Source organism: Alphaproteobacteria bacterium, from assembly GCA_040218575.1.
Taxonomy (GTDB): Bacteria; Pseudomonadota; Alphaproteobacteria; order JAVJRE01; family JAVJRE01; genus JAVJRE01.
On record JAVJRE010000003.1, the window covers coordinates 291,183 to 317,461 of the forward strand.

At 64.9% G+C, this 26,279-nt stretch carries 25 protein-coding genes; 20 read left to right on the forward strand and 5 right to left on the reverse strand.

The features are described 5' to 3' along the window. The first annotated feature begins 21 nt into the window (after positions 1-21). Together RIE31_05110 and RIE31_05115 are read left to right on the forward strand one after the other, a co-directional pair. Positions 22-585, forward strand: a complete 564-nt coding sequence (locus RIE31_05110) for a hypothetical protein (protein ID MEQ8639975.1) — start codon at positions 22-24, stop codon at positions 583-585. A gap of 100 nt (positions 586-685) precedes the next feature. Continuing rightward, complete coding sequence (locus RIE31_05115; GenBank protein MEQ8639976.1) at positions 686-1,861, forward strand: MFS transporter; 1,176 nt, start codon at positions 686-688, stop codon at positions 1,859-1,861. Between the two features lie 18 nt (positions 1,862-1,879). On the opposite strand, the gene RIE31_05120 is transcribed toward RIE31_05115, so the two are convergent. Next, positions 1,880-2,320, reverse strand: coding sequence for a DUF2937 family protein (locus RIE31_05120; protein ID MEQ8639977.1), 441 nt, complete (start codon positions 2,318-2,320; stop codon positions 1,880-1,882). Positions 2,321-2,419: 99 nt separating this feature from the next. On the opposite strand from RIE31_05120, the gene RIE31_05125 reads away from it, so the two are divergent. The 16 genes from RIE31_05125 (at position 2,420) to RIE31_05200 (ending at position 16,192) form a co-directional block, all read left to right on the forward strand. Continuing rightward, the gene (locus RIE31_05125; GenBank protein MEQ8639978.1) at positions 2,420-4,432 is read left to right on the forward strand and encodes a hypothetical protein; all 2,013 of its coding nucleotides are present in this window, start codon (positions 2,420-2,422) and stop codon (positions 4,430-4,432) included. Beyond that, positions 4,425-4,928, forward strand: coding sequence for a hypothetical protein (locus RIE31_05130; protein MEQ8639979.1), 504 nt, complete (start codon positions 4,425-4,427; stop codon positions 4,926-4,928). Before RIE31_05125 ends, RIE31_05130 begins: the two co-directional genes overlap by 8 nt. Beyond that, positions 4,925-5,401 carry a hypothetical protein gene (locus RIE31_05135; protein ID MEQ8639980.1) on the forward strand — a complete coding sequence of 159 codons (477 nt, stop codon included), beginning with the start codon at positions 4,925-4,927 and terminating at the stop codon, positions 5,399-5,401. The genes RIE31_05130 and RIE31_05135 overlap by 4 nt, the downstream gene beginning before the upstream one ends. 57 nt (positions 5,402-5,458) lie before the next feature. Continuing rightward, the gene (locus tag RIE31_05140; GenBank protein MEQ8639981.1) at positions 5,459-7,054 is read left to right on the forward strand and encodes a hypothetical protein; all 1,596 of its coding nucleotides are present in this window, start codon (positions 5,459-5,461) and stop codon (positions 7,052-7,054) included. Further along, on the forward strand, positions 7,054-7,311 hold the full coding sequence (locus RIE31_05145; protein ID MEQ8639982.1) for a hypothetical protein: 258 nt from the start codon (positions 7,054-7,056) through the stop codon (positions 7,309-7,311). Before RIE31_05140 ends, RIE31_05145 begins: the two co-directional genes overlap by 1 nt. A 157-nt stretch (positions 7,312-7,468) precedes the next feature. After that, positions 7,469-7,861: a hypothetical protein gene (locus RIE31_05150; protein MEQ8639983.1), complete on the forward strand. Its 393-nt coding sequence runs from the start codon at positions 7,469-7,471 to the stop codon at positions 7,859-7,861. Next, positions 7,858-8,289 carry a D-Ala-D-Ala carboxypeptidase family metallohydrolase gene (locus RIE31_05155; GenBank protein MEQ8639984.1) on the forward strand — a complete coding sequence of 144 codons (432 nt, stop codon included), beginning with the start codon at positions 7,858-7,860 and terminating at the stop codon, positions 8,287-8,289. Before RIE31_05150 ends, RIE31_05155 begins: the two co-directional genes overlap by 4 nt. 117 nt (positions 8,290-8,406) lie before the next feature. Next, positions 8,407-8,829, forward strand: coding sequence for a 3TM-type holin (locus RIE31_05160; GenBank protein ID MEQ8639985.1), 423 nt, complete (start codon positions 8,407-8,409; stop codon positions 8,827-8,829). Continuing rightward, positions 8,826-9,428, forward strand: coding sequence for a hypothetical protein (locus RIE31_05165; protein ID MEQ8639986.1), 603 nt, complete (start codon positions 8,826-8,828; stop codon positions 9,426-9,428). The genes RIE31_05160 and RIE31_05165 overlap by 4 nt, the downstream gene beginning before the upstream one ends. Positions 9,429-9,615: 187 nt before the next feature. After that, positions 9,616-10,536 carry a hypothetical protein gene (locus RIE31_05170; GenBank protein MEQ8639987.1) on the forward strand — a complete coding sequence of 307 codons (921 nt, stop codon included), beginning with the start codon at positions 9,616-9,618 and terminating at the stop codon, positions 10,534-10,536. 63 nt (positions 10,537-10,599) lie between these two features. Continuing rightward, entirely contained in the window at positions 10,600-10,725 is a 126-nt protein-coding gene (ykgO, locus tag RIE31_05175; protein MEQ8639988.1) for a type B 50S ribosomal protein L36, read from the forward strand. 236 nt (positions 10,726-10,961) lie between these two features. Then, complete coding sequence (locus RIE31_05180) at positions 10,962-12,449, forward strand: FAD-linked oxidase C-terminal domain-containing protein (GenBank protein ID MEQ8639989.1); 1,488 nt, start codon at positions 10,962-10,964, stop codon at positions 12,447-12,449. A 7-nt stretch (positions 12,450-12,456) separates the two neighbouring features. Continuing rightward, the gene (gene glcE / locus RIE31_05185; protein MEQ8639990.1) at positions 12,457-13,695 is read left to right on the forward strand and encodes a glycolate oxidase subunit GlcE; all 1,239 of its coding nucleotides are present in this window, start codon (positions 12,457-12,459) and stop codon (positions 13,693-13,695) included. Position 13,696: 1 nt separating this feature from the next. After that, the gene (locus tag RIE31_05190) at positions 13,697-15,025 is read left to right on the forward strand and encodes a heterodisulfide reductase-related iron-sulfur binding cluster (protein MEQ8639991.1); all 1,329 of its coding nucleotides are present in this window, start codon (positions 13,697-13,699) and stop codon (positions 15,023-15,025) included. Between the two features lie 95 nt (positions 15,026-15,120). Next, on the forward strand, positions 15,121-15,702 hold the full coding sequence (locus tag RIE31_05195) for a response regulator (protein ID MEQ8639992.1): 582 nt from the start codon (positions 15,121-15,123) through the stop codon (positions 15,700-15,702). Beyond that, a complete protein-coding gene (locus tag RIE31_05200; GenBank protein MEQ8639993.1) occupies positions 15,668-16,192 on the forward strand; it encodes a hypothetical protein in 525 nt (174 codons plus the stop codon). The genes RIE31_05195 and RIE31_05200 overlap by 35 nt, the downstream gene beginning before the upstream one ends. On the opposite strand, the gene sthA is transcribed toward RIE31_05200, so the two are convergent. Beyond that, the gene (gene sthA, locus RIE31_05205; protein MEQ8639994.1) at positions 16,176-17,681 is read right to left on the reverse strand and encodes a Si-specific NAD(P)(+) transhydrogenase; all 1,506 of its coding nucleotides are present in this window, start codon (positions 17,679-17,681) and stop codon (positions 16,176-16,178) included. The two genes, RIE31_05200 and sthA, sit on opposite strands and share 17 nt — an antisense overlap. A gap of 255 nt (positions 17,682-17,936) precedes the next feature. Here sthA and RIE31_05210 point away from each other — a divergent pair, with 255 nt between their 5' ends. Beyond that, the gene (locus RIE31_05210) at positions 17,937-19,547 is read left to right on the forward strand and encodes a PAS domain S-box protein (protein MEQ8639995.1); all 1,611 of its coding nucleotides are present in this window, start codon (positions 17,937-17,939) and stop codon (positions 19,545-19,547) included. Here the strand turns inward: RIE31_05210 and RIE31_05215 are convergent. Continuing rightward, positions 19,544-21,142, reverse strand: coding sequence for an MFS transporter (locus RIE31_05215; GenBank protein ID MEQ8639996.1), 1,599 nt, complete (start codon positions 21,140-21,142; stop codon positions 19,544-19,546). The two genes, RIE31_05210 and RIE31_05215, sit on opposite strands and share 4 nt — an antisense overlap. Before the next feature lie 77 nt (positions 21,143-21,219). After that, on the reverse strand, positions 21,220-23,148 hold the full coding sequence (locus tag RIE31_05220) for a methyltransferase domain-containing protein (protein MEQ8639997.1): 1,929 nt from the start codon (positions 23,146-23,148) through the stop codon (positions 21,220-21,222). A 330-nt stretch (positions 23,149-23,478) separates the two neighbouring features. Between RIE31_05220 and mgtE the strand changes: the two genes are divergently transcribed. Continuing rightward, positions 23,479-24,876: a magnesium transporter gene (mgtE, locus tag RIE31_05225; protein MEQ8639998.1), complete on the forward strand. Its 1,398-nt coding sequence runs from the start codon at positions 23,479-23,481 to the stop codon at positions 24,874-24,876. Here the strand turns inward: mgtE and RIE31_05230 are convergent. Beyond that, on the reverse strand, positions 24,873-26,144 hold the full coding sequence (locus RIE31_05230; protein MEQ8639999.1) for an MFS transporter: 1,272 nt from the start codon (positions 26,142-26,144) through the stop codon (positions 24,873-24,875). The two genes, mgtE and RIE31_05230, sit on opposite strands and share 4 nt — an antisense overlap. Between the last annotated feature and the right edge of the window lie 135 nt (positions 26,145-26,279).

Below are 26,279 nucleotides of genomic sequence, written 5' to 3' on the forward strand. Positions count from 1 at the left end.
CCGTGACTCCGGAGGCCGTCCATGACGTCAACCGTCGCTATATGCAACCGCGCACTCGCCTATCTGGGCGAAGAGCCAATCACAGACATGCAAGAGAACAGCGAAGCGGCGCGCCGTTGCAATCTGCTCTTTGCCGAGACCCGTGACGCCGTGTTGCGGGCCCACCCGTGGAACGCCGCCTTGTCCCGCGCCGAGTTGGCCAGAGTCATGCCAGGGCCGACCTGGGGGTGGGCAAGCGCCTTTCAGTTGCCGGCCGACCCCTATTGCCTACGGGTGGTGGCGTTGACCCCCGGGTCGGAGCCTTATGCCATCGAAGGCCAGTGGCTGATGGCCAATATCGATAGCGCCCGCATCCTGTATATCTGCCGCATAACCGATCCAACCCTGTATGACGCGCTGTTGCTGGACTCCATCGCCACCCGCCTGGCGGCGGACCTGGCGGAGAGTCTGACAGGCGATCCGCGCCGTGCCGCCGGGCTGTGGCAGTTGTATGGAGAGAAACTGCGCGAGGCACGGCGGGTGGACGGTCAGGAGGGTCTGCTGGCGGCCGATGGGGTGGGTCCGTGGGAGGCCGCGCACATGTGATCTTGTCGGTGCTCCGGCATGGTCCTGTGTATCGCTCCGTGCCAAGCTTGGGCCAGCCGGCATCGACGCTGCAGGCGGTCTGGAGAGTAGGGGGGCACGGGTGGACGAACGGGCACGTCGCATCGCCATGACGGCATTGCTCATGGCGATGCTCATGTCCAGCTTCTCACAGGCCATGCTGGGAACGGTGCTGGCGGTGCGGCTGAAGCTGGCGGGCTTTCCGGACACCATGCCGGCTCTGCTGTCCACCGTCGGATTTGCCGGGCTGCTGCTGGGATCGTTGACCGCCCATTTCGCCATCAAGCGTTTTGGCCATGTGACGGCCATGCTGGTGGCCAGCCTGTGCGTTGCCGCGGCTACGGTTGGCTATCTCTACCTGCCGCCGCCCTGGACCTGGATGGCGTTGCGCTTTCTTGTCGGATCCGTCGGCATCTGGATGTGGGTTGGCGGCGAGAGCTGGATGCAGTCCATCACGCCGAACGCCATCCGCGGCAAGACCATGAGTCTGTTCATGATCTGTCATGCCGGCGGTATGGGGGTCGGCCAGTTTCTGGTGGACGTGTTTGATCCGTTACAGAGTGCTCTGTTCTGGATCGCCGTTGCCGCCACCTTGTCGGCGGCGCTGCCGATCCTGTTCATCCGCCACGGTCGGCCACAGATCAGCCGGCCCCAGTTCCTGTCGCCACTGGCGCTTTTCCGGCTGTCGCCGCTGGCCGTGGTGGGGAGCATTCTGGCCGGGGCCATCACCGGTACCGCCATTGGTCTGGGTCCGGTCTTCGGCCTGGCGCGAGAGGCGGTAGTCGGCGGTGTGGGCGTGTTCATGTTTGTCCTGCTGACCAGCGGTATCCTGTTTCAGTGGCCGGTCGGCCGTCTGTCCGACCGTATGGACCGGCGGCTGCTTCTGGTTCTGGTCTATGGCGCCATCCTGTCCTTTGCCTTGCTGGCGCTTTATGCCCAAAGCGGCAATACACTGCTGATGTATGTGGCAGCGGTTGGCATTGGCGGCTCCATGCGTGTGATCTACCCCATCTGTTCGGCTTTCGTGCATGACGGCCTGACCCAGGAACAGCGGGTGTCCGTATCGGGCGGCGTGATTCTTGCCTGGTCGGCCGGCGCGGTGGTCGGACCCTACCCGGCCGGCTGGGTGATGGAGGCTTTCGGTCCCGGCGGCCTGTTCGGATTCATCGCGGCGATCGCTGCCTTGGCGGCGCTTTTCGGCTTGTGGCGCCTGGCCTTCCGCAACCGCCCCGTCTCTGCCGCGCTCGACCGTCCCTAGACCACGGTCACGAGGCGGTCAGGCACGACGGCGGCGCAGCGCCGCACCGGCGAGCTGCAGAACCGACCACACGACGATGATTGCGGTTGCGCCATAGACCAGGCTGGTGGTGTCCAGGGGCAGGGCCGGCGTGAAATCGCTGGCGGTGCCTGCGGCAATGCTCCAGTCCAGGTTCTGTATGAAGACGAAGGGCCGCTGCCATGGCCCGGCCTGATCCAGCCCGTCCATTGCGGCCGTCAGCCCCTCCACCCGTAGCATCATTGCTTCGGCAACCGTCTGTCGCACGTCGACCGCCACACCGGCAAAGACGCCGCTTCCGTCCTGCGCCTGAACCAGTTGTCGCCGCGCCTCATCCAGGTGGCCGGCCAGGCGCTGGGCGTATTGCTGCATGAAGGCCAGCAACTGAGACCCGGCGAGGCCGGCCACAGCCAGCAGAACGGCGCCAGCCAGGCTGGCCATGCGACGCAGCACCCATATCACCGGTCTTCGTTCCTCCGACCCGTTGCCCACGCGGCGTGGCCACGGCCGACGCCCATAGGAAGAGAGTGTGACCTCATCATGACACGGGCCTACGCGATCCAGACAAACTTCACTGCCGGCGAGCTTTCGCCCCGGCTTGCCGGGCGTGTGGACTTCGCCAAGTACTTCAACGGTGTGCGCCGCCTGGAGAATATGGTGGTCATGCCCCATGGCGGAGTCACCCGCCGCCCGGGTTTTCGTTTCGTGGCATCGGTCAAGGACGGATCGCGCCGAACACGGCTGATCCGCTTCGAGTTCTCCACCGATCAGGCCTATATGCTGGAGTTCGGGCATTTGTATGTCCGCGTCTTCAAGGATGAAGGGCAGGTCGAATCCAGTCCCGGTGTGCCGGTGGAAATCGCCACGCCCTATAGTGAAGATGATCTGCCGGGTCTCAAATATGCGCAGTCCGCGGATACGCTCTACCTGGTTCATCCGTCCCATGCACCGACGAAGATCACACGTACCAGCCACATAGCGTGGACCCGCCAGGACATCGCGTTCGTTGATGGTCCCTACCGCGCAGTCAATGGCGACAGCACAAAGACAATGCAGCCTGCCGCGGTGAGCGGCGCCAGTGTGACGATCACCGCTGCGGGCCATGCGCCCTTCGCGGCGGCCGATGTGGGGCGGTGCCTGCGTCTTGGCCATAGTGGCACCTGGGGTTGGGCTGTGGTCACCGGCTATATCAGCGAGACTCAGGTGACCGTGGAGGTGAAGAGCGCCTTTGCTGCAACGACGGCGACGGCCGACTGGCGGCTGGGCTTGTGGGGTTCAAGCCAGGGTTGGCCCGCGGCCATCGCCTTCTATGAGCAGCGTCTGTTCTTTGCCGGTGCGGCCGGCGCGCCGGACCGCATAGACGGGTCGCGCTCAGCGGACTTTGAGACTTTCGCTCCTGGCATCAGCGATGATGACCCCCTCAGCGTCACTATCGCGACGGACGATGTGCAGTCGGTGCGCTGGTTGTCACCCGGCAGCGTTCTGTTGGTGGGCACGGTCAGCGGCGAGTTTGAGATGCGCGCCTCGACCGCCGATGAACCGCTGACGCCGGTCAATGTTCAGGTCAAGCGTCAGACCACCTACGGCAGCGCCGATCATCAGCCGCGACGCGTCGGCAATGTGGTTCTGTTCATTCAGCGCGCCGGGCGCAAACTGCGTGAGCTGGTGTTCACGTTTGAGACTGACGGGTATGTGGCGCCCGACCTGACTCTTCTGGCGGAGCATGTGACGCGCGGCGGCCTGCGCGAGATTGCCTATGCCCAGGAGCCGGACTCCGTGGTGTGGTGCGCGCGGGCCGATGGCACGTTGCTCGGCCTGACCTACGAACGACCGCATGACGTTGTCGGTTGGCACCGCCATGTTCCAGGGGGTTCTTATGCGGGCGGTCCGGCGCAGGTTGAAAGCGTTGCAACGATCCCCGCGCCCACCGGCGACCACGACCAGCTTTGGGTCATTGTCCGGCGGACCATTGGCGGGCAGGTCGTGCGCCACGTGGAGTTCATGGAGGAACCGTTCGGCGACAGTCACCAGCAGGCCGACTCCTTTTTTGTGGATTCCGGACTTAGCCATGATGGCGCCGCCGTCAGCGAGGTCACCGGACTGGATCATCTTAACGGTGAAACTGTATCGATCCTGGCCGACGGCGCGGTGCTGCCGGACCAGGTGGTGGCAGACGGTCGGGTGTATCTGTCGCGGGCAGCTTCATGCATCCATGTGGGCTTGCCCTACACCAGTACCATTGAGAGCCTGGGGTTCGAAGGTCCTGGCGGGGCGGCAACGATGCAAGGCCGCACCAAGCGTGTGGTCAGCGCCACAATCCGCCTCTACCGCTCGCTGGGGCTGCGCATCTCCGCCGGTAGCGCCGTTGAAGAGCCGCCGTTCCGCCACAGTCTCGACGTCATGGGCTCTCCGCCGGCGTTGTTTACCGGCGACCGCGTGATCACACTGTCGTCGCGCCACGGTCGCGATAGCCGGGTGGTGGTGGAACAGTCACAGCCGTTGCCGCTGACCATCATTGCGCTGATGCAGCACGTTTCGGTGTCCGGTGACTGAGCCCCCTTTCATAGAGACTGAGGCAAGGCTAGCCGGCGCCGCCAGCCTCCATATCGTCGCCTTTCGCCCGCATCACCTGACCTGGATGCAACTGCGCGAGCCCGGGCGAAGCGAGCTGCTGTCGGCGGGCGCCTCGCCTGAATCCCTGGCGCTGCGCGGCCCGTCCGTCACTTTGGCCGATGGCGACGGGACGCCGGTAGCGGCGCTGGGTCTGGTGCCCCTGTGGCCGGGCGTGGCCGAAGCCTGGGTGCTGACCGGCAGCCGGGTGACCGGCCATGTCCACGCTTTCCATCGCCTGGTCCGGCGACACCTCGCCGATGCACCGCGCCGCTTCACCCTGCATCGCATCCAGGCGAGCGTGCGGGCCGACAGTGTCGTCGCCCGACGATGGGCCCTGGCCCTGGGTTTTCGCGAGGAAGGGCTGATGCCGGCCTACGGCCCGGACCAGGCGGACTATCACCGAGTCGCCTATCTGCCAAAGGAGACCCACACATGAGCATTCTTGCGCCCTTGTCGTTTCTCGCGTCCACCGCGACCGGTCCCATGTCGTTGGCCGGGATCGGCCTGAGTGGCCTGCTGCAGGCCCAGCGAAGCCTGTCGGCTGCCGCCATAGACCGGGTTAATGCCAAGTCCGCGGCAGAAGATGCCAGGCTTGCCCGCGAACGTGGCGCGCGGCGCGAACAGACAATCCGCCAGCAGACCGAACGCGACATCGCTCGTCAGCGGGCCCGATTCGCCCGCTCCGGAGTGCAGATTGCCGGCAGCCCCTTACTGGCGCTCGAAGACCTGGCGGCAACCGGTGAACTCGATGCGCTGGACGCCCGTGCCGGTGGCGAGGCGGAAGCCCTGCGGCGCGAACGTCAGGCAACACAACGCCAGCTTTCGTCAGTCAGTCATGCAATCGGCGGTGTTGTCGGCGCCGGCTCCAGCCTGCTGTCAGGCGGTGGCGCCCTGTTCCGGCCACGTTGATTTCTTTGTCCGATCTCCGGCCTGAAACCCTGATCTGATTCTGCGAAAGGCGAGTCCATGACTGTCAGCATCGAAACCACACGCTGGGAGTATGCCGGCGACGGAACGACAACTGTGTTCCCCTATACCAACCGCATTTTCGCCGAGGGCGATTTGCGTGTCTACGCCGACGGGACTCTGCAATCACTGAACGCCAGCTACAGCATAACCGGTGCAGGTTCGGCCAGTGGTGGCAATGTGGTCTTCATGGTGGCACCGGCAGATGGCGTCACCATCGTCATGGTCCGCAACGTGCCGCAGACCCAAGAGACAGATTATGTGGAGAACGACACCTTCCCGGCCGAGTCGCACGAAACCGCGTTGGACAAGTTAACGGTCCTGGTCCAGCAGTTGCAGGACGAGCTGGACCGGGCCATGAAGGTGCCCGAATCGGAAGTCCTTCTTGATATGACGTTGCCGGCATTGACCGTCCGCGCTTCGCAATATCTTGGTTTTGACTCCAACAGCCAGCCTGTATCGTATGCCGCGCCGGCCGGCACAACCTCGCTATCCACGTTCGGCGCGTTGCTGGCTGTAACGGCAGATGCTGACGCCGCGCGCTCAATCCTGAAGTCTCCGGAACCGCTCAACGCCGTTGTGGACGGGGATTTCGACTGGTGGCTGGATGGGACCAGCTTCACGGGGGTCGGTGACCACCAAAAGTGCGGCCTGTGGACCGCCCGAAAAAACGGGACGTGGGTTGCGGACTTCAAGCAGTCGAGCGATGTGCCGACAGCGACGGAGGCCGGCTTTCTGCTCAATCACTCCCTGCATGTGGACGTGACCACCGGACAGCCCAGCTTTGGCGCGACCAACTTAGCGGCGGCCGTTTACGCCATTGAGGGATATCGTTGGGCGGCTCTGCTTGGTGCGAGCATCACGGTCGAGTTCTGGGTCAAGGCCACAAAAACAGGGACATACTCTGTCTCAATCTTCAATGCATCACCCAATCAGGCAGTGTCCGGCAGCTATACGATCAATGCTGCGGGAACCTGGGAAAGGAAAATTGTCACATTCCCGCAGCCGCCGGTCGTCGCCTGGGCGACAGACCACAACAAAGGCGCTGAACTCTGGTTTGCGCTGGCAATGGGGACCGCCTACCAGGCAGCCCCCGGCGTGTGGGCCGGCGGCACCGTGCTTGCCGCGGCCGGCCAGGCGAACGGCGTTGATGATGCGGCCAACGACTTTCGAATCGCCGGCCTCCGGATGCATCCCGGCACGGCGGTCATGAGTATGCGCCGGCAGAACCCGTCGCAGGCCCTGCGCGATTGGCAAAGATACTTCGCAAAGAGTTTCAGTCCCGGAACGGTGCCGGCACAGGGAACAACATCAAGCGGGGCTCATCTTTGGCACATCACCCGCGGCGGCGGCGGTGGTGTCGTAGGCGACACCATTCGCCTTCCGGTTTCGATGCGGACCACGCCGACCGTCACTTTTTTTAACACGACAAACGCCAACGCCAATCCGCACAACTACGACACGGCCGTAGATATGACTTCACCAAGCGCGCAGAACAGTAGCGAGAGCCTGTTCCGCCTGCAGGCAATACCGGATGCCGGCGCGGTGGTTGGCCACCTGGTTGGTATTCACTGGACAGCAGATGCGAGGATGTGATGGCAGAGTACCAGGAAGTTGATGGCGGCGGAGTCAGGCGAGCCTGTGACGGGGCGAACATCCCGCCAGACGCCGGCAATTCCGACTGGCAGGAGTATCAACGGTGGCTGGCGGCCGGCAACGCGCCGGACCCCAGACCGGCACCACCCGCCGAAGTGCCGGCTGTGGACCCGAGCAAGCTGGCGGACGAACTTGTCGCCGCCGGTACCTTGACTCAGGAGGCGGTTGACCGGGCGCGTGCCGGGGGCGGGCGCTAGCGCCTGCGGCTTGAACTTCCACCCACCGGTCAGGCAACCGTCCCGCGCGGTGCGGGCTTGCCATCCGCATGTCTGCGCTTCCACACGCTCCGGAACCAGTATGCCGGCGGTTCGTGTCCTTCGCGCATACACCCGTCCGAGGATAGAGGTAGATCACATGGCGGAAGATACCTGGCCCAGCAGCGCCGCAATGGAGGCGCATGAGGCCCTGACGTTGATTCGCTCCCATGTGACTGACTGCGACCGGCGCGAGCGGGCAATGAACCAGCGTTTCGACAGAACAGACACTGAAATACACGAGGTCAAAAGAGACGTTCATGGCCTGCGTGACGAAATGCGCGCAGGCTTCCGCGATCTGCATACCCGGATCAGCGAGAATCAGAAAGCCAACCATGCCGCCCGACTTCGTGAGGCGGAACGCGACGGCGCCAGCAAGGTTCGCACCGGCATCTATCGCGGCATGTTCATTGTCGGGGCCGGGAGCATTGGTGCGGGTCTGACCGCGTTCGGAAAAAAGCTGCTCATCCTGATCGGCACGATTATCCCGTGACCCTGTACTCTCACTACTCCGAAGTGCCGCCGGAAGACTGGCCGTGGCCGGATTTTACGCCGCAGGAGATGGCTTGCCGGGGCACCGGCATGATCGGCTTTCACCCGGGATTTATGACCGGTCTGCAAACGCTCCGGTCGTTGCTGGATTCGCCAATGACCGTGACCTCCGCTTGCCGGTCGGCGGCGCATAACCGGCGTGTCGGCGGTCATTCCAAAAGCCTGCACGTCTGCGACGAACCGCTGCACGCTGGCCAGCAGGGAACGCTGGCCGTGGATATTGCCACCGTTGACGGCGCATATCGTGGCCGGCTGTTCGCGCTGGCCTGGCAACAGGGTTGGTCAATCGGCTGGAACGCACCCGGGCGGTTCCTGCATCTTGACCTGCGCGGCGAGATCAGCTTGCCACAAGCCACCTTCGACTATTGAGGGTGGGTCCTGCTGATGCCCGCCCTGAAATCACTGGCGGTGCGATCCCGACTGGCACTGCGGTCCGGGACGTCCCGAGTCCGCGCCGCTGGCTGAAGCTACACTGAGGCAAATACTATGGTGGTCTCGACCATTGTCGGCCAACTGGCCGGCCCGCTGTTCGGGTTGATTGACAAGCTGTTCACGTCTGAAGACGAGCGAGCGGCGGCCAAGCAGAAGCTGCTTGAACTGGAGCAGGCCGGCGAACTGGAGGCCACCCGCCAGCAGCTTTCGGTGATCCTGGCCGAAGCGCAATCAGCCGACCCATGGACCAGTCGCGCTCGCCCCACATTCCTCTACCTGATGTATGTGATCATCATGATGTGCGTCGGCGGCGCCATCGCCGGCATCTGGTGGCCGGACTCGGTGACCACGGCGGCGCAGAACATGACCAATCTTCTTGGTGCCATTCCCGAAAGTCTCTACTGGCTCTTCGGCGCCGGCTATCTTGGCTATACGGGTGCGCGCAGCTTCGACAAGTGGCGCGGTGGCGGTCCGTGACCGTTATCGCGGCCATTCATGACGGCCGGCAAAGCTGGATTGGCTGCGATACGCAGGCCACATGGGGCGATACCTTCAAGGCCTGCTGTGGCCCGAAATGGGTGCGGGCCCATGGCTGGGCGCTGGGTCATGCCGGCGATGGCCGGGTTGCCGATTTGCTGAAGGACTCGGCCCGCGACCTGCTGCACCATCTGGCGCGGCCGATTGATCTGACGGAGCGGCTGCGCCTGCTGTTTGACGCGCACGGTATTGCCGGGGCCGCGGACGGCGATGGTGAGCCGCGCGGCGCCAGACGCTATGGCCAGGCCATGATCCTGGCCAGGCCCGGTGCGGTGTCGAGTCTGGCCGGCGATCTGGCGCTGCATCGGGTGCGGCGCGGTATGCTGTGGGCCGAGGGCTCGGGCGAGAGCTATGCGGCCGGGGCCGGCCATGCCCTGGCCCGCACCGGGCAGCCGGCGCCGGAGGTGCTGCGCGCCGCCGTGCGCGCCGCCATGACGTTTGATCCGGCCTGTGGCGGCCGGGTGTGGACCGCCTGTTTGGGCGGGGCGGCCTCGGCAGGCGTGGGCCGTGGCCGGCAGGCGCGGCGGCTCATTAGCTGAATCTAAGGGAAATCATGGGAAAGCAGGGGCCATACCGACGAACCGCGTCCGGCTCCTGATGCTTGTGTCCACTGCCCTCTCACGCCACACCCGCGGCCTGCGGTCGCGCTTTGCCGAATGGTGGCATGGCGGGCCGGCCGGTGACGGCGCGTCAGCCTGGCCGCCGCCCGAAAATCTTGCGCCAGCCATGGCCCCACTGACGGGCGCCGCCGCCGCCGCAGACGGGCCGCACGCGGCCGATGACCGCCCGGCCGAACCCACGGGCGGTGTCGCTGATCCCTATGACGACGCCCGCGTCGCCGCCCTGGAGCATTTGTGGGGCGAGGGCCAGGCCGCGCCTGGCGACGGCGAGCTGACCATGGACCTGGCCCGCCCTGTCGGGCTGACCAGCGAGATGACGGTGCTGGATGCCAATGCCGCCATGGGGGCCGCCGGGCGTCTGCTGGCCCAACGCTTTGGCTGCTGGGTGACCTGCGCCAGCACGTCGCCGCTGCTGGCGGCGCGTGGTCAGTACTATGCCCAGAAGGCCGGGCTCGGGCGCAAGGCATCGGTCAGCTATCGCTTGCCCGGTGCGACGCTGCCGAAGAAGACCTCCTATGATTGCCTGATCATGCGCGACCTGCTGTGTGCCGCGCCAACGCCCATGGACTTTCTGCCACGTCTGCTGCAGGTCATCCGCCCGTCAGGTCATCTGGTGCTGATCGATCTGGTCAGCGGCGATCATCCGTTGGACGATGACGACCGGCACCGACTGAGCCGGCTGGAGGGCTATGCCATACAGCCTGTGAGCGTGCCGTGGCTGGAGGAGATATACGCCGCCGCCGGGCTTGATGTGTGGGTATCGGAGGACATGACGGACCGTCTGCGCCAGGTGGCTGAACAGGGTATGCGGCGCTTCCTCCACAACCCGCCGGCGGAAGGTGTTTCACCGGTCGTTATGGCCGCAATCGATCGTGAGATAGCCCGTTGGGAAACCCGTTTCCGCCTGTTCGATGGGGGTCGGATACGGGTCCACCGGACCTATGCCACACGGGCCGGAACGCGAGCCGGCGCCGGGGCGCTCACCTGGGATTCGGAGAACCCGGCAGACCAGCCCCGCGGCCGTTGACAGGCCCGGGGCGGCTCCGTATGGTCCGCCGCTTCCCTGCCCACCCATATTTTCGGTTACGCCATGAAAGTCATCAATTCGCTGAAGACGGCAAAAACCCGCCACAAGGCGTGCCGCGTCATCCGCCGCAAGGGCCGGGTTTATGTGATCAACAAGACCAATCCGCGCTTCAAGGCCCGCCAGGGCTAGGGCAGCGGTCAGCAACCATTTCGGGGCGCCCTTCGGGGCGCCCTTTTTTTGTGCCTGCGGCTGGCCGGGCGGCGCGGCTTGCCGGACGGCTTTCACCGCCCGGCCGGGACCGCTAGGTTGAGCGCAGACGCTGGCCGGCTCACCCATAGCGCGGTCTGCATGCACTGCGGGTTCACAGGATCGCCGGATAGGCAGGGTCCGGAAAACCAGCCAGAGAGACAGAGGGACAGCCGCCCATGCTCATGCCGGAGCCCGACCCGTCGGTTATCGCCCGCCGCCGTGAGATCGCCCGTGACCTGGCGAATCTTCTGCCCGACGGCGCCGTAGTTGCCGATCTGGCAGCATTGAAGGCGTGGGAATCCGATGCGCTCACCGCCTATCGTCAGCCGCCGCTGATCGTTGTGCTGCCGGAAACAACGGAACAGGTCAGCCAGGTGCTGCGCTATTGTCATGGCAATGGCGTCAAGGTGGTGCCGCGCGGCGCCGGCACATCGCTGTCAGGCGGCGCCCTGCCACTGGCCGACGGCATCGTCGTGGCGCTGACCAAGTTCACGCGCATCCTCGACATCGATACTGACAATCGCACGGTCACCGCACAGTCCGGCGTCACCAACCTGGCCATCACCCATGCGGTGCAGGACCGGGGCTTCTTCTATGCGCCCGATCCGTCGAGTCAGGTTGTTTGCACCATCGGTGGTAATATCGCGGAGAACTCCGGCGGCATTCACTGTCTGAAATATGGCCTTACCACCAACAATGTGCTGGGTGCACAGGTGGTGATGATGGATGGCGAGGTGCTGCAGATCGGCGGCAAGGCACTGGACGCATCCGGCTATGACTTGATGGGCGTGCTGACCGGATCTGAAGGCCTGCTTGCGGTGGTGACGGAAGTGACCGTGCGCATCCTGCCAAAACCACCCTCGGTCAGCGGCCTGCTGGTTGCCTTTCCCACCATAGAAAGCGCCGGCGCCACCGTGGCGGCCGTGATTGGCGCCGGCATCATTCCGGCCGCCATGGAAATGATGGACCGCATCTCCATCGGCGCGACGGAAGCCTTCGTCAAGAGCGGCTATCCGAGCGATGCGGAGGCGGTGCTCATCGTCGAGCTGGACGGGCCGCCGGAGGAAGTGGCGGAGCTGACCGAGCGGGTCATGGACATCGCCCGCGCCGAGGGCGCCACGTCGGTCCGGGCCAGTCGCGACGAAGCGGAACGTCAGCTATTCTGGGCTGGCCGCAAGGCGGCCTTCCCGGCAATGGCGCGTCTTATGCCCGACTACTACGTCATGGACGGAACCATTCCGCGCGGCCGCATGCCGGAGGTTCTGAGCCGCATCGGCGAGATCGGCCGGCGCTATCAGCTTGCGGTGGCCAATGTGTTTCATGCGGGCGATGGCAATCTGCACCCGCTGATCATGTATGACGCCAGCGAAGCGGGCATGACCGAACAGGCGGAAGCCTGCGGCGCCGAGATCCTCAGGCTATGCGTGGAGGTGGGTGGCGTCCTGACCGGCGAGCACGGAGTCGGTGTGGAGAAACGCGATCTTATGCCGACCATGTTCAGCGATGACGATCTGAAGCAGCAGCAACGCCTCAAGTGCGCCTTTGATCCGCGGCAACTGCTCAATCCCGGCAAGGTCTTTCCGACACTCCATCGCTGCGCCGAACTGGGCCGCATGCATGTTCATCGCGGCCAGGTGCCGTTTCCGGACCTGCCGCGGTTCTGATTACGCCATGGCCACCATACTTAGTCCGACCAGCACGGCCGAAGTGCGCGAAATCCTCGCCTGGGCCGTCTCCGGCACCGTGCCACTGGCGGTGCAGGGTCATGGCTCCAGGGACTCCTATGGCCGACCGGTGGCCGCCCAGCACAAGCTGGTGCTGGAGCGTCTTGCCGGGATCATCAGCTATGAGCCGCAGGAGCTGGTCCTGACCGCCCATGCGGGCACCACCATGACGGAGATAGAGGCGGCGCTCGCGGCGGCCGGTCAAATGCTGGCATTCGAGCCGCCCGATCCGCGTTTCCTGTTCGGTGCGGCGACGGCCGGCACCCTCGGCGGTTGTCTGTCCACCAATCTGTCGGGGCCACGTCGGGTGAAGGCCGGGGCCGCGCGTGACCACTTCGTCGGGTTCCAGGCGGTCAGTGGCCGGGCTGAGATATTCCATGCCGGTGGCAAGGTGGTGAAGAACGTTACGGGCTATGACCTGCCGAAGCTGATGGCCGGTGCTTTTGGCACGTTGGGGGTGCTGACCGAAGTGACTATCCGGGTGGTGCCGGCGCCGGCCGACCGTTGTACGCTGGCGACAAGCGGCCTGACGGAAGAGGAAGCAGGGCGCGCATTGTCGGCGGCCCTCAACAGCCCCTATGAAGTGTCTGGTGCGGCACATCTGCCGGCCGCCGTTGCCAGTAGACTTGCCAGTGGACTTGCCGGTGGTGACAGCGGATCGCTGACCCTCGTGCGCCTGGAAGGCTTTCCGCGCTCCGTTGCGTCGCGGGCGGATTCCCTGGGTGACCTTCTGGCGGCGGCGGAAGGTTCGCCGCCGTGGCATGCGGTGCCGCCGGCGGTGGCTGACAAGGCATGGCTGGCGGTGCGCGATGTCTGGCCGCTGATTGGGGGAGAGGCCGGCGATGATTGTTTGTGGCGGATTGTTGTCCCGGCCGCCGCCGGTCCCGGCCTGGCTGCGGCCTTTGGCCGGGCCGTGGGCGGACGCAGCTTCTTCGACTGGGGCGGCGGTCTCGTCTGGCTTGCCACCGCGGCGGCTGTGACACGCGATACGGCCGGTGACCTGCGGCGGGCGGCGCAAACTCTGGGCGGTCATGCGGCGCTGGTTCGCGCGCCGGCCGATCTGCGACGCACCATACCGGTGTTCCAGCCGGAACCGGACGGCCGCGCCGCGCTGTCCCGTCGCGTCAAGTCCGGTTTTGACCCGGCCGGCGTGCTCAATCCTGGTCGCATGGTCGAGGGCGCATAGGATGCAGGTCAGCTTCAGCGCCGAACAGAAGAGTGATCCGGCCATCCGCATGGCGGAGTCGATTTTGCGCGCCTGTGTCCATTGCGGCTTTTGCCTGCCGGCCTGCCCCACCTATCAGGTGGCGGGCGACGAGCGGGACAGCCCGCGAGGCCGTATCTGGCTGATCAAGGACATGCTGGAAAGCGGCCGGATGGCGCCCGGTGAAAGCCGCCACATCGACCGATGCCTGTCTTGTCTCGCCTGCCAGACCGCCTGTCCCTCGGGCGTTGACTATCAGCACTTGGTGGATCTGGCGCGGGTTCGCATCGAGCGTGATGTGCCGCGGCCGCTGGCCGATCGCGTGCTGCGCGGTGGGCTTGATGCGGTCCTGACGCGGCCTGGCCTGTTCCGCCTGGCGGCGCTTGCCGGCATAGCCCTGCGCCGCGCCGCCGGCCTGTTCAGGCTGCGCTGGCCTGGCGCCGTCGGTCGGACGCTCGGTCTGTTGCCCGGGGTCTTGCCGCCGCCATCGCCCGTAGATCGGCCGGCCAGTTATTTCGCCACCAAGCCTGCCGGGGGTTTCGCCGGGAACGGGCCACGTCGGCGGGTCATGCTGCTGCCGGGCTGCGTACAGACTGTGCTGGCACCATCCATCAATGAGGCAACGGTGCGGCTGTTGCGGCGGGCCGGCTGTGAGGTGGTGGTGCCCACGGGCAGCGGCTGTTGCGGCGCCCTGTCCCATCACATGGGGCGAGAGGCGCGGGCCCTGCATCTGGCCGCTGCCAATTTGCGCGCTTTTGCTGCGGCGCTCGAAAACGGACCGGTGGACGCCATTGTCACCAATGCGGGTGGTTGCGGTGTGGTCCTCAAGGACTATGGCCACATGCTGGCCGGCGATCCTGAGCGGGCGGCGCTGGCGCAAAGTTTTGCCGAACGGGTCCGTGACATCGGTGAAGTTCTGGTCCAGGTGGGCCTGCCACAGGGCGCGGTGGGGGCATCCGGGACAAAGCCGGTGCTGGCCTATCAGGCGGCCTGCTCGCTCAGCAACGGCCAGAAAGGCGCCGACCATCATGCGGCACTTCTGACGGCCGCCGGATTTGCCCTGCGACCGGTCGCCGGGCCCGACTTCTGCTGCGGTTCCGCTGGCACCTACAACCTGACCCAGCCGCATATGGCGGCAGACCTGCGCGCGCGCAAATGGGTGGTTCTCCGCCGCAGCGGGGCGGTGGCGGTCGCTTCGGGCAATATCGGCTGCATGACCCATCTGGCCGCCGCGTCGGATGCCCTGCCACTGGTTCATACGGTGGAGCTGCTGGACTGGGCGACAGGGGGGCCAAGGCCCGCCACCCTCTGATACAAGCAATGATTGAATAACAGTAATAGTTTACACTTTATTAGATAGGATGACGTTAGGCTGTCCCGGCTTGCTGGTCAGGGAACGTGCCGCTCATGAAGGACTATGACCTTAGTCGTCTGAACCTGCTGCTTGTGGACGACAACAAGCACATTCTGTCGGTTCTGCGGACGGCGCTGAACGGCCTTGGTGTGCAAAGTATTCAGGAAGCCAATGACGGTGCCGAGGCGTTCGATGTGCTTAAACGCTTTGCCGCCGATATCGTGATTGTCGACTATCTTATGTCGCCCATAGACGGGCTGACCTTTACGCAGATGACGCGAACCGCCCGCGATAGCCCGGATCCATCCGTGCCAATCATCATGCTGACCGCCAACACCGCTATTCGCCAGGTTCGCGAGGCGCGTGACGCCGGTGTGACGGAGTTCCTCGCCAAACCGATCACTGTGCGCGCCCTCTATGAGCGGCTGCTGGCGATCATAGAGGAGCCGCGCCCCTTCATTCGCTGCTCCACCTATATCGGGCCTGACCGGCGTCGCCGTCATGATCCGGCCTATACGGGCCCCGACCGGCGGTTTGGTCAGGAAGGCGATGTCGGTAATGTCAAACGCACAGAGCATCTCAAGGAACGCCTGACGCGTCGTGAAACGGCCCGTAGCTGGCGACGGGTCAGCTGAGGTGGTGCGCCGACTGTCGCCCCTGGAAGAAGCCAGGTTGCACAAAGCGGATGCAGCGGTATCCCGGCTGAGTGTTCATACCAGCGGCTGGGCCGGCGAGCAGGCGACCACCTTGCGGAGGGCGCTCGGTGCCTACCGCGCCCGACCGTCGCCATTTTCCGGCCCGCTGCCGGGCCAGGGGGATACACCGCTGGACAGTCTGATGCGCACCGCCAACGACATTGCCGGCGTCACCGCGGTTGCCGGATATGATCTGGCGGCGGCCATCGGTCGCCTGATCTGCGACTATCTGCGCGATCTGCCGGCGGGCGCACAGCCTGATCCGGCCCTGCTGGAGCTGCAGGTGGCGGCCCTGCTGCGTGCCCTGGACGATGGCGGCAAACCTGGCGGCGGAGCAGAGGCAGTGGCCGGCCGTCAGGTTCTGCAGGCGCTGCGTCTGGCGCAACGGCGGCAAAAGCCGGACCGCAAAGGCCTCAGGCCAGACGGTTGATGCCGTCGAAGGCGGCCGTCTTGTAGCACTCGGCGAGCGTCGGATAGTTGAAGACGCTGTTGACGAAATAGTCGAGCGTCCCACCCAGGGCCATCACCGCCTGGCCGATGTGGATCAGCTCCGTGGCGCCCTCACCGACGATGCTGACGCCAAGCACATGACGTGTCTCGGCGTGGAACAGGATCTTGAGAACACCGAACGCGCCGCCGGAAATCTGCCCGCGGGCAATTTCGTCATAGCTGGCGCGTCCCACATCATAGGGCACACTGTCGGCGGTCAGTTCCTGCTCCGTGCGGCCAACCACGGAAATCTCCGGAATGGTGTAGATGCCATAGGGAAAGAGGTCGGGGGTGGACTGTGTTTCCAGACCGAAGGCGGCGCAGGCGGCAAGCCGGCCCTGTTCCATGGAGGTAGAGGCGAGGCTGGGAAAGCCGACCACATCACCGACGGCGAAGACGCTGGCGGTCGATGTCCGGTAGTGACCGTCAACCTGAAGATAGCCGCGATCATCCGCCTGCAGGCCGGCCGCCGGCAGGTTCAGCTCGTCGGTCGCTCCGTCGCGGCCGATGCAGCACAGCACCACGTCTACTGCAACCTGCTTGCCGCTCTTGAGGTGAACCGAGACGGCCTTGCTGTCTCGCCCGGCGTGTCTTTCCAGTCGCTCCACATCCTCGCCCAGGCGCAGGGTCATGCGGTTCTTGCGCAGAACATAGACCAGGGTGTCGATGATCTCATGATCGATGAAGGGCAAGAGCCGGTCACGGCGATCAATCAGCGTGACCCGTGCGCCGAGGGCGGAAAAGATCGTGGCGTACTCGCAGCCGATGACCCCGCCGCCGACAACCGCTATGGAGCGGGGAAGCGTGGGCAGACGCAGGATCTGATCGCTGTCGCACACCTGTACGCCGTCGCACTCATAGATCGCATGGCTGGAGGGCCTGGTACCCACGGCGATGATGATGAACGCCGCCGTAATGGTGCGCTGGCCGCGTCCTTCATGATAGTCAAGCCGCAGGGTATGCGGATCGGCGAAAGAGGCGGTGGCTGACAGCAGCTCGACGCCGTTGCGTTTCATCTGGTGGCGCACCACTTCGATCTCCCGTTCGATCACCTGATCGGTGCGGAACAGCAGATCGTCCATGGTGATGCGGTCCTTTACCGCATAAGAGGCGCCATAGACGCTGCGCTCGCGATAGCCGGACAGATGGAGGGCCGCTTCGCGCAGAGTCTTGGACGGAATGGTGCCGGTGTTGATGCACACACCGCCGACGACCGCTTTGCGCTCGACCACGGCGACCCGCTTGCCAAGCTTGGCCGCCTGCACCGCGGCGCGCTGGCCGCCGGGCCCGGAGCCGATCACCACCAGATCGAAGTCATAGGGGGCTGTGGCGGCAGACGGGGCCGCGGCCGTATCGGCTGGCGGTTCGGCCTGGTGCCGCTCGCGCGGGTTGCCGGCAACCGGCAAAACAGCAGTGTCCGGCGCGGTCATGAGCGGACTCCGGCCGCGGGGGTGAAGGGGCGATCCATCGGCGGAGTGTGGCCGAATGAGGTAAACACAGTGTTGCCAGATGCGGCCCGCCGGCATGGTGCTATCGCCACTCGCCCTTGCGCCCCGGTCGCGGCGATTTGCGGTTAATGACCAATTAACACCCGCCACGCACAATGGCCGGCCCTGAGCCCCCGTGATGTGAGGCCGTCGCTAATGGACCCATCGCCCGTGGACCCATCGCCTGTGGGTGGCCCCATGGAATCACCGGCCCTCGGCGTCCTGGTCGAAGCCAGCGCCAGCGGTGCCATTGCTATGGACCCCGCCGGCCGCATCATCATGGCCAATCCGGCGGCTCGGGCGATCCTCTCTGCAACGGCACCTGACGGTCTGATCGGGCGGGTGATGCCCGACCTGATCGAACCGCAGGACCGCCCGCAACTGACGGAGTGGCTGGCCGCGTCGCCGGCAGCCGATCAATCGGGCCTGTTCACAGTGCGTTATGACGCCGCCGGCGAAACCCGCTGGCTCGGTATGCTGGTGTCGTGGGTGGCAGCCGGCCACCAGTGGACGGCCGTGGCTACCTTTGCCGATGCCACCGACCGTATGCGACAGCGGGAAGAGCTGCAGGACCGCAGCCGCTTGTACCAGTCGGTCTTTGACTATGGCCTTGACGGTATTGGTATTGTGGATACCGATGGCCGAATGGTCCAGGCCAATGAGTCCCTGGCCCGCATGCACGGTTATCCGCGCGACGAGCTGGTCGGCATGACGGTCTTCGACCTGATGTTCGCGGAGGATGTCGATGACATTCGCCAACGGTTCGACCGGCGCGCCAGCGGCGAAGCGCCAGGTGTTTACTCGGTGGAGAATCGCTACCGCCAGAAGGACGGTACCGCCGTCTGGCTGCGCATTGCGGTGACACCGCTGGAGCTATCCGGCCAGCGCATGTTCCTGGCCATGGTTCACGACGTGACTCAACGCCGATCCTACGAAACCCGTCTCGAACAACAGCAACACAGCCTGGAAGAAAAGGTCACGGAACTGGAGGTCAACCAGGACGCGCTGGAGCGTCAGAGCCGGGAGCTGCGCGCTCTTGCCACGGCTCTCGAAAGCGAAAAACACCGGGCCGAGGAAGCCAATGAGGCGAAGAGCCGGTTTCTCGCCAATATGAGCCATGAACTCCGCACGCCGCTCAACGCCATTCTGGGCTTTTCAGAAATCATGAAGGGGGAGCTGATCGGCGACCTCGGCAGCAGCGCCTACCGCGACTATGCCGGCAATATCCATGAGAGCGGGGCGCATCTGCTGGCCCTGATCAATGATGTTCTGGACATGTCGAAGGTAGAAGCCAACCGCTATGTCCTGAACGAAACGGAGTTTGACCTGGCGGAAGTCACGGACGCGGCGCTCCGCCAGTTGCGGCCGCAGGCAGAGCGCGACCAGATCATGCTGGAGATGGCCGTGCCGGTGGGTGTGCGTTTGTGGGCCGACGAGCGGGTGGTTCGCCAGATGGTGCTCAACCTGCTGACCAACGCCGTCAAGTTTACGCCGCCTGGCGGCAATGTGGTGCTGAGCGTGGAGGGCGTTGATGACCGTCTGTCCTTATGTGTGCGGGACAATGGCATCGGCATTCCGCCCGGTGAGATTGACCGGGTGACCCGGCCCTTCGAGCAGGTGGTCCATGACGGAAGGGCGCCGCGTGCCGGCACCGGTCTTGGCCTTGCCCTGACCAAGTCACTGATTGAGTTGCATGGGGGCGCCCTGCGCCTTGACAGCCGGGTCGGCGAGGGAACCACGGCCCGCCTGGATTTCCCACCGGCGCGTCTGCGGGCACAGGCGCCGCTGGCACAGGGCCGCGCGATCTAGGGTCCGGTATCTGCCGGCCCGGCAGGCCCGCTGACCACCGGCGGCGAGCCGTTTTCTCCGGCCCGGGCGGCCTCGGTTTCCTGTTCCTGCGGCGAGACGGAGGCACTGCGGGCTTCGCGCAGGACCGCGAACGGGAAATAACTGGCTACCCGTAGGCCGGCGACGCTGGACAGATTGCGAAACGAGCGGCGGGTCAGGGACAGAAGCTCACGGATCACCACGCGCTCCTGCACTTCTCCCACCTCGCGCACCAGCGACAGGCGGTGGATGGAATAGAGTCCCAGTAGAAATGCCAGGAAGAAGAAGAAATCCCAGAAGCGGAAGCTGAGTGTGCGGATGACCACCTCGGCATCGCCGCTGCGCCACTGCAAAATCCAGGATAGTTCCTGGCTGGCAAAGAAATCGGCGAACAGGCCGCCGAGGATGGGGGCGGTCCCGGCCGCCAGAGAGTTGCCGATGCTGTTGGCCGCCAGATAGCTGGTGGCCGCCCCGCGCGGTGACAGTTTAAGAGCAATGTTGCTGGTCGCCAGCGTCACCCCGGCGGTGGAGATGCCCATCAGCACATGCAATGTGACGACCAGAACGAAGGTAAAACGGTGCGGGTCGGGAAAGGTCGTGAAGGTCCAGCCCAGGATGGCGAAGATGAACAGCGGCGCGCACACGCCCAATACGGCCTTGTTGCTGAAGCGGTCCGTCATCTGGCCCCAGACCCTGACGGAGGCCACGTTCGCCCCCTGGCTTACAAGAGTCATGATGATGACCAGGGACATGGGCATGTTCAGCAGGGTCAGCATATAGACCGTGAAGAACGGTGCCGCCAGGTTGATGGCGAAGTTCCACGATACCAGGAACATCAGCAGGCGTCGGAAGTTAATATCGCGAAACGGCTGCCACAGCAGCTTCAGCAGGGGTGACGGCTTGGCCGGTCTCGCCATAGAGGCTTCAGGCATGCGGGCAATCAGCCAGGTATCAACAAAACCCATGACGCCGCCGGCCAGGAATACCACCGTATAGACATGGCGGCCAAAGTCCGGCAGCCAGGCCTGCCAAAGATCAATGAAGCCGGAGGCCAGCAACCCGATGCCCAGCGCCAGGCCGATGCCATAGAACATGCGTCGGGCGTAGTACCAACCCATACGATCCTCGGGCACCAGATCGCGCATCCATGATGACCAGGCGCACGAGCACACCGACCCGGTTGTGCCATAGAGGATCAGCGAGACCACCAGAACCTGTCGCGCCAGAACGTCGTCGGGTATCAGGGGCGTGGCGGCAATGGCGAACAGGAAGCTGCGGCTGACGATCATCGAAATGACGGAGATGCCGCGTCGGTTCCGCACCCGTTCGATAATGAAGATGCTGGGCAGTTGCATCAGTTGCGACAGAAACGGGATGGCGGCCAGCAGGCCAATAGTGGCGTTATTGGCGCCCAGTTGCAGCGCCAGGCCGACCACAAAGACTCCGGTGGTCAGCGCCGACTGAGCATGGGTTGCAACCGATTCGCGGATACCGGTCTTCAGGCCCGCATCCAGTGTTGCCGGCTCAAGCTTGTCGAAAACCGGAAACCGCCGGTTCAGCGCGGTTCTCAGGCCCATGGGCGGATGGTCTGCGGTATCTGTGCCGCGCTCGGGCGGTGTTGAGGGTCCATGCTGTCGCTTCGTTGACCGCCGGTCTAGGTGGCGGTACGCGCTGCCTGCCGGGCATCCGGTGTTTCGGTCGACAGCCGCTGACTGGCAGACTCCAGAATACGCTGCAACAGCCCGGAATAGGACATACCGCCGAAACCGGCCATCAGGTTGAACTTGCCGTCCCAGCACCAGCCCGGATTGGGATTGACTTCCAGCAGTTTCACATTGCCGTCGCTGTCTGCCCGGAAGTCAAACCGCGCATAGTCGTGGCAGGCCAGGCGCTCAAACAACAGCGTGCTGTATTCGATCATGCTGCGGGCGACCGCCGGGTCGATGTCCGCCTCTTTGTAGCGGATATCGTTCCAGTAGGGCGACTTGGGATCCCACTTGGATTCGTATCCAAGAATCCGCGGCAGGGCCGGATCAAGCCCGCTGAAATCTACCTCCAGCAGGGGCAGGGGTATGAGCTCCTGGCCGGGATTGCCCAGCAGCCCGACGCTGTATTCGGCGCCGGTCAGATATTCCTGCACCAGCACCGGTCGGGCGCCCAGGGTATTGCGCATGGAGGTGAGATAGTTGACCAGCTCCTGCGGTGTGGAGACCACGGCGTTGGCGGTGATGCCAATGCTTGAATCGCCCTGGTTCGGCTTCAGGATGGCAGGGAAGGAGCCGGGAATAGTTGCCGACTGGTCATCGGCCCGGACGAAGGTTTCCAGTGGCACCGGGATATCCAGCGCCGCTGCCACCGCGCGCACCAGGGCCTTGTCATAACAGGCGGCCAGGCTGGCCGGTCCGGCGCCCGTATAGGGAATGCCGATCATTTCCAGCAGGGCCGGGACGTGCAGCTCTTTCAGCGCGTCATTGTCAAACCCTTCATCGCACAGGTTGAACACCAGATCAGCCCGTGAAGCGCGGAGGTCCGTATCCAGCGTGGCGTGATTGTCCAGGTAGGAAAAGCTGTAGCCAGGCAGTTCGGCAAGGGCGTCTTTCAGCCGCCGCACCGTGGCGAAATCCTCCGCGTTGAACTGGCCGCCCAGTTTCACCGTATCCGGCATCCTGGGATCACCCATGACCACCGTTACGGCCAGTGGCGGGCGGCCGGCGGCGGCCGGTCGCACCGGCCGACGCGGCGCTGTGGCCGTGATGAACAGCCGGTTTGCCATCATCCCAAGGTCCTGGCCACGATCAGACTGCGCCTCGATGCTCTGGTGCACGCGGACGGTCTGGAACCCCAGTGATTCAAGCAACTCGACGATCCGCTGGCGGGAGTAAAGCCGCTCCGCATAGAACTGGTCGGCAATGACACCGCGCTCGCTGTGCACCACCACCTCGCGCGAAATCAGCCGGTCCCCGTCACCGCTGAGGGATCGCTCGCGGCAGACGAAATGCTGCTGGTCCACCCACTCCCACGTCCGGCGTTCGTAGTGCGTCCGCATCCAGTCACCGTCGGTGATGTCGAGCGCAAAGGTGCCGCCGGAACGCAGAGCCCGCTTGACCCGCTCCAATACCTTCACATCGTCCTTGGGCGAGGAAAAATAGCCGAACGAATTGCCCATCATGATGACCGCGTCAAAACCGCCTTCCTCGACGCGGAAACGGCGGGCGTCGCCGTCGTGGAAGGTGACCGGCAAACCCTGAGAGCGGCCGCGGCGGCGGGCCAGGCGGATCAGATAGCGGGAACGGTCAACGCCCACCACATGTCCGAATCCGCGGCTGGCCAGCTCCATGACGTGGCGGCCCTGGCCGCAGCACAGGTCGAGAATCCGGTCAGTCGGCGCCAGGCTGGCGGCCTGCAACAGGGTATCCACCTCGTGCCGGGTGTTGACCGCGTTCTCCACCACGTCGCCGTCCGTTTGCAGATAGACCGAATCGAATAGCTCGCGCCACCACTCGGCGGGCAGGTGGCTCTCCAGGTCGGCAACCGGCCCCAGGGTGCCGATGGGGCGATTGCGTGTGGCGGGCGTTCTGGTCATTGGGGGAATCCGTTCCGAGGGTCTGAAGTGCAGCCGGGCCTGCTTGCCGCGTGCGGTAGCGCGCAGGATAGCGTGATCACTGCCGGCTCATGCAGTCAACTGCTGCGTCTGTCAATGGCGGAATTGACGCCGCCCGCCACGGCGCGGCGCACCGGCAGCGGGATGGTCAAAAACACGGCTCAAAGTCTGCTATCCTGTGGGCTATGGACGACGCCCTGCAACAGACGCACACCACCTGTCGAACGGCTGGCCGGCTGGTCCGCCCGGCGGCCTCGTCCGCGCCGGCCCCTCTGGCTCTCCGCGGCCGGGCCCCGAGACCTGAGCCTGTGCATGTCTGACAAGCCCGCCATGGACCTGTCGGACGACAGCCGTCCGGCCTTGTCCCCCGATGACCGTCTGACCCCGGCCGTCATTGATGGCATCAACGATGCCTTGAAAGACGGGGACGAGGACGTATTGCTCCGCATTACGGCGGGACTGGCGCCGTCCGACATGGCGGATCTGGTGGAATCCCTGGAGCCGGAGGACCGTAGCCGTCTGCTGAGTATCCTCGGGCCGCGCCTCGATTTCGATGTCTTTCCGGAGCTCGATGAAACCCTGCGGCAGGAGCTCCTGGGCGACATGCCGGCGCAGGATGTGGCGCTGGCCGTCTCCGCTCTCGATACCGACGAAGCGGTGGAAGTGCTGGAGGACATGCACCCGGCGGCGCAGCGTGAGGTGCTGGACGCCGTGGCCCCCGCCGAACGCCGCACCCTGGAGGCATCGCTGGCCTGGCCGGAGGATAGCGCCGGTCGACTCATGGTGCCCGAAACCCTCAGCGCGCCGCACACATGGACCGTCGGCGACGTCATCGATCACATTCGGGCGGCCGACCGCCTGCCGGAGCGGTTCTATGATGTGATTCTGCTGGATGATGACCGGCGGCCGGTGGCGACGATCCCGCTGCACCGCGTTCTGGCGACGCGGCGACCCACGCCGCTTGCCGACATCGGTCAGGACGATATGAAACGCATTCCCGTGACCATGGACCAGGAGGACGTGGCCCATCTGTTTCGTCGCTATGGCCTGGTGTCCGGCCCGGTGGTGGACGAGGACGGTCGGCTGCTTGGCATGATTACGGTGGATGATATCGTTGACGTGATCGACGAAGAGGCCAATGAAGACCTTATGCGCCTGGGCGGCGTCTCTGGTTCCGACCTCTATCGCGCGACCATGAAAACCACCGTCGCGCGTGGATCGTGGCTGGCGGTCAACCTGGCGACTGCGATCGCGGCGTCTGTTGTGATTGGCTTCTTTCAGGTTGCCATAGAGCAAATCGTCGCCCTGGCGGTTCTCATGCCGATTGTCGCGTCCATGGGCGGCAACGCCGGCATCCAGACCATGACCGTAGTGGTCCGCGCTATCGCCATGAAGCAATTGACACGGGCTAATCTGCTGCGGGCGCTGGCCAAGGAGGTGACGGTCGGCCTGCTCAATGGTCTTGTCTTCGCGGGGCTGGTCGGCGTCGTTGCGATTGTCTGGTTTGGCCGCGTCGATATCGGCGCGGTTATAGCGGTGTCCATGCTCCTCAACCTGATCGTCGCCAATCTGGCTGGAATCCTGATTCCCGTGGGGCTGGAGCGTGTCGGTGCCGATCCGGCGGCGGCGTCCGGTGTACTGCTGACCACGGTGACCGATGTTCTGGGCTTTCTGACTTTTCTTGGCCTCGCCGCCCTGCTCCTGCTTTAGGCCTTGCCCGCCGGCGCCGGTTCACTTTCCAGAATCGCTGCCAACCGGCGTCGCCGGGCCATGGCATAGAGCCATACGGACAGGCTGAGCAGGGCGGCGATGGCAATGGGCCAGCGCAGGCCCACGCCATCGGCGATGCGGCCGACGACAAACGCACCCAGCGCCGGCGCCGCGCGCATGGTCATGCCCCAGAAGCTCATGACGCGGCCGCGCATGGCGTCATCAACCGCCGATTGCACCAGGGTGATGGAGCCGATGATATAGGTGGCGGTGGCCACGCCGGAGGCGAAGAGCAGGGCGAGGGCGACCCACAGCACCGGCGCGATCGACAGGCCGAACACCGCAACCGTGGAAACCAGGATGGCCAGGAGCACACGCTGGGTCAGGCCGGCGGTACGACCGCGCTGGGCCAGCAGCAGGCCGCCGACCATGGCGCCGCCGCCCTGGGCGGTAGCCAGCCAGAACAGATAGCTCTCATTGCCGAAAATGTCGCCGGCGACACCGGCCAGCAACTCGCCGACCGGGCGCATCAGGACGCCGGCCATCACCATCAGCAGAAAGACCGGCCCGATGCCGGGATGATGAATGATATAGCGCAGCCCGGCCATGGCTTCGCGCCGTACGCTGGTGGTGGCATCCGGCATACGGGGTGGTTGCGGTGTCACGCGCAGGGCCATCAGGGCAATCAGGAACACACCATAGGTCACGGCGTTGAACAGGAAGGCTGCGCCGGCGCCACCACCAAACTCGATAAGAAGGCCGGCCACCATGGGTCCGAGAAAGATGGACGTGGTCACCATGGAGCCATTGAGGCCAAGGGCGCTGGCCAGGTTTCTGCGTGAGACCAGACGCGGGATCGCGCTCATCTGCGCCGGCATATTAAACGTCATGACGGTGCCCCCGGCGAGCACCAGGGCCAGCAGGATCCAGCGGTCTATGGCGCCGGCATAGGTCAGCACGGCCAGCACCGTTGCCAGGATCGCCGCAAGGGTCTGGGTGATGCGCAGCAAACGGAAGCGATCCATGCGGTCGGTAACGACGCCGGCCACCGGTCCCAGAACGAGGACCGCGGCGACATCGGCCAGGGCCATGATGCCCAACCAGAAATGAGAGTGGGTGAGGTTCCAGGTGACGGCCTGAATGGCCAGACGCTGCACCCAGAATCCAAGCACCGACAGGGATGACCCGGCGAAGTAGACCCGGAAATCACGCTCCGCCAGGACGCGGCGTATGCCGCCCTCGGGTCGGGGTGTGGCGGTTTCACTCATGGGCGGAGGCGTCCGGTTGGCCGGCCGGCGTGATCGCGGCGGACGGCGGGTCAGGTCTTCATACTTTCTTTGAGTCTCTGAAGTCTAATCCCTGGCTTGGGCCCTTGTCATATACCGCCACCGGTGTGTTGATCT

Excerpts from the sequence above, each read along its gene's own strand:
- RIE31_05110 (MEQ8639975.1), top strand. The coding sequence starts at position 22 with ATGACGTCAACCGTCGCTATATGCAACCGCGCACTCGCCTATCTGGGC.
- RIE31_05120 (MEQ8639977.1), bottom strand. The coding sequence starts at position 2,320 with ATGGCCAGCCTGGCTGGCGCCGTTCTGCTGGCTGTGGCCGGCCTCGCC.
- RIE31_05125 (MEQ8639978.1), top strand. The coding sequence starts at position 2,420 with ATGACACGGGCCTACGCGATCCAGACAAACTTCACTGCCGGCGAGCTT.
- RIE31_05135 (MEQ8639980.1), top strand. The coding sequence starts at position 4,925 with ATGAGCATTCTTGCGCCCTTGTCGTTTCTCGCGTCCACCGCGACCGGT.
- RIE31_05140 (MEQ8639981.1), top strand. The coding sequence starts at position 5,459 with ATGACTGTCAGCATCGAAACCACACGCTGGGAGTATGCCGGCGACGGA.
- RIE31_05145 (MEQ8639982.1), top strand. The coding sequence starts at position 7,054 with ATGGCAGAGTACCAGGAAGTTGATGGCGGCGGAGTCAGGCGAGCCTGT.
- RIE31_05150 (MEQ8639983.1), top strand. The coding sequence starts at position 7,469 with ATGGCGGAAGATACCTGGCCCAGCAGCGCCGCAATGGAGGCGCATGAG.
- RIE31_05160 (MEQ8639985.1), top strand. The coding sequence starts at position 8,407 with ATGGTGGTCTCGACCATTGTCGGCCAACTGGCCGGCCCGCTGTTCGGG.
- RIE31_05170 (MEQ8639987.1), top strand. The coding sequence starts at position 9,616 with ATGGCCCCACTGACGGGCGCCGCCGCCGCCGCAGACGGGCCGCACGCG.
- ykgO (MEQ8639988.1), top strand. The coding sequence starts at position 10,600 with ATGAAAGTCATCAATTCGCTGAAGACGGCAAAAACCCGCCACAAGGCG.
- RIE31_05180 (MEQ8639989.1), top strand. The coding sequence starts at position 10,962 with ATGCTCATGCCGGAGCCCGACCCGTCGGTTATCGCCCGCCGCCGTGAG.
- glcE (MEQ8639990.1), top strand. The coding sequence starts at position 12,457 with ATGGCCACCATACTTAGTCCGACCAGCACGGCCGAAGTGCGCGAAATC.
- RIE31_05190 (MEQ8639991.1), top strand. The coding sequence starts at position 13,697 with ATGCAGGTCAGCTTCAGCGCCGAACAGAAGAGTGATCCGGCCATCCGC.
- RIE31_05195 (MEQ8639992.1), top strand. The coding sequence starts at position 15,121 with ATGAAGGACTATGACCTTAGTCGTCTGAACCTGCTGCTTGTGGACGAC.
- sthA (MEQ8639994.1), bottom strand. The coding sequence starts at position 17,681 with ATGACCGCGCCGGACACTGCTGTTTTGCCGGTTGCCGGCAACCCGCGC.
- RIE31_05210 (MEQ8639995.1), top strand. The coding sequence starts at position 17,937 with ATGGAATCACCGGCCCTCGGCGTCCTGGTCGAAGCCAGCGCCAGCGGT.
- RIE31_05215 (MEQ8639996.1), bottom strand. The coding sequence starts at position 21,142 with ATGGGCCTGAGAACCGCGCTGAACCGGCGGTTTCCGGTTTTCGACAAG.
- RIE31_05220 (MEQ8639997.1), bottom strand. The coding sequence starts at position 23,148 with ATGACCAGAACGCCCGCCACACGCAATCGCCCCATCGGCACCCTGGGG.
- mgtE (MEQ8639998.1), top strand. The coding sequence starts at position 23,479 with ATGTCTGACAAGCCCGCCATGGACCTGTCGGACGACAGCCGTCCGGCC.
- RIE31_05230 (MEQ8639999.1), bottom strand. The coding sequence starts at position 26,144 with ATGAGTGAAACCGCCACACCCCGACCCGAGGGCGGCATACGCCGCGTC.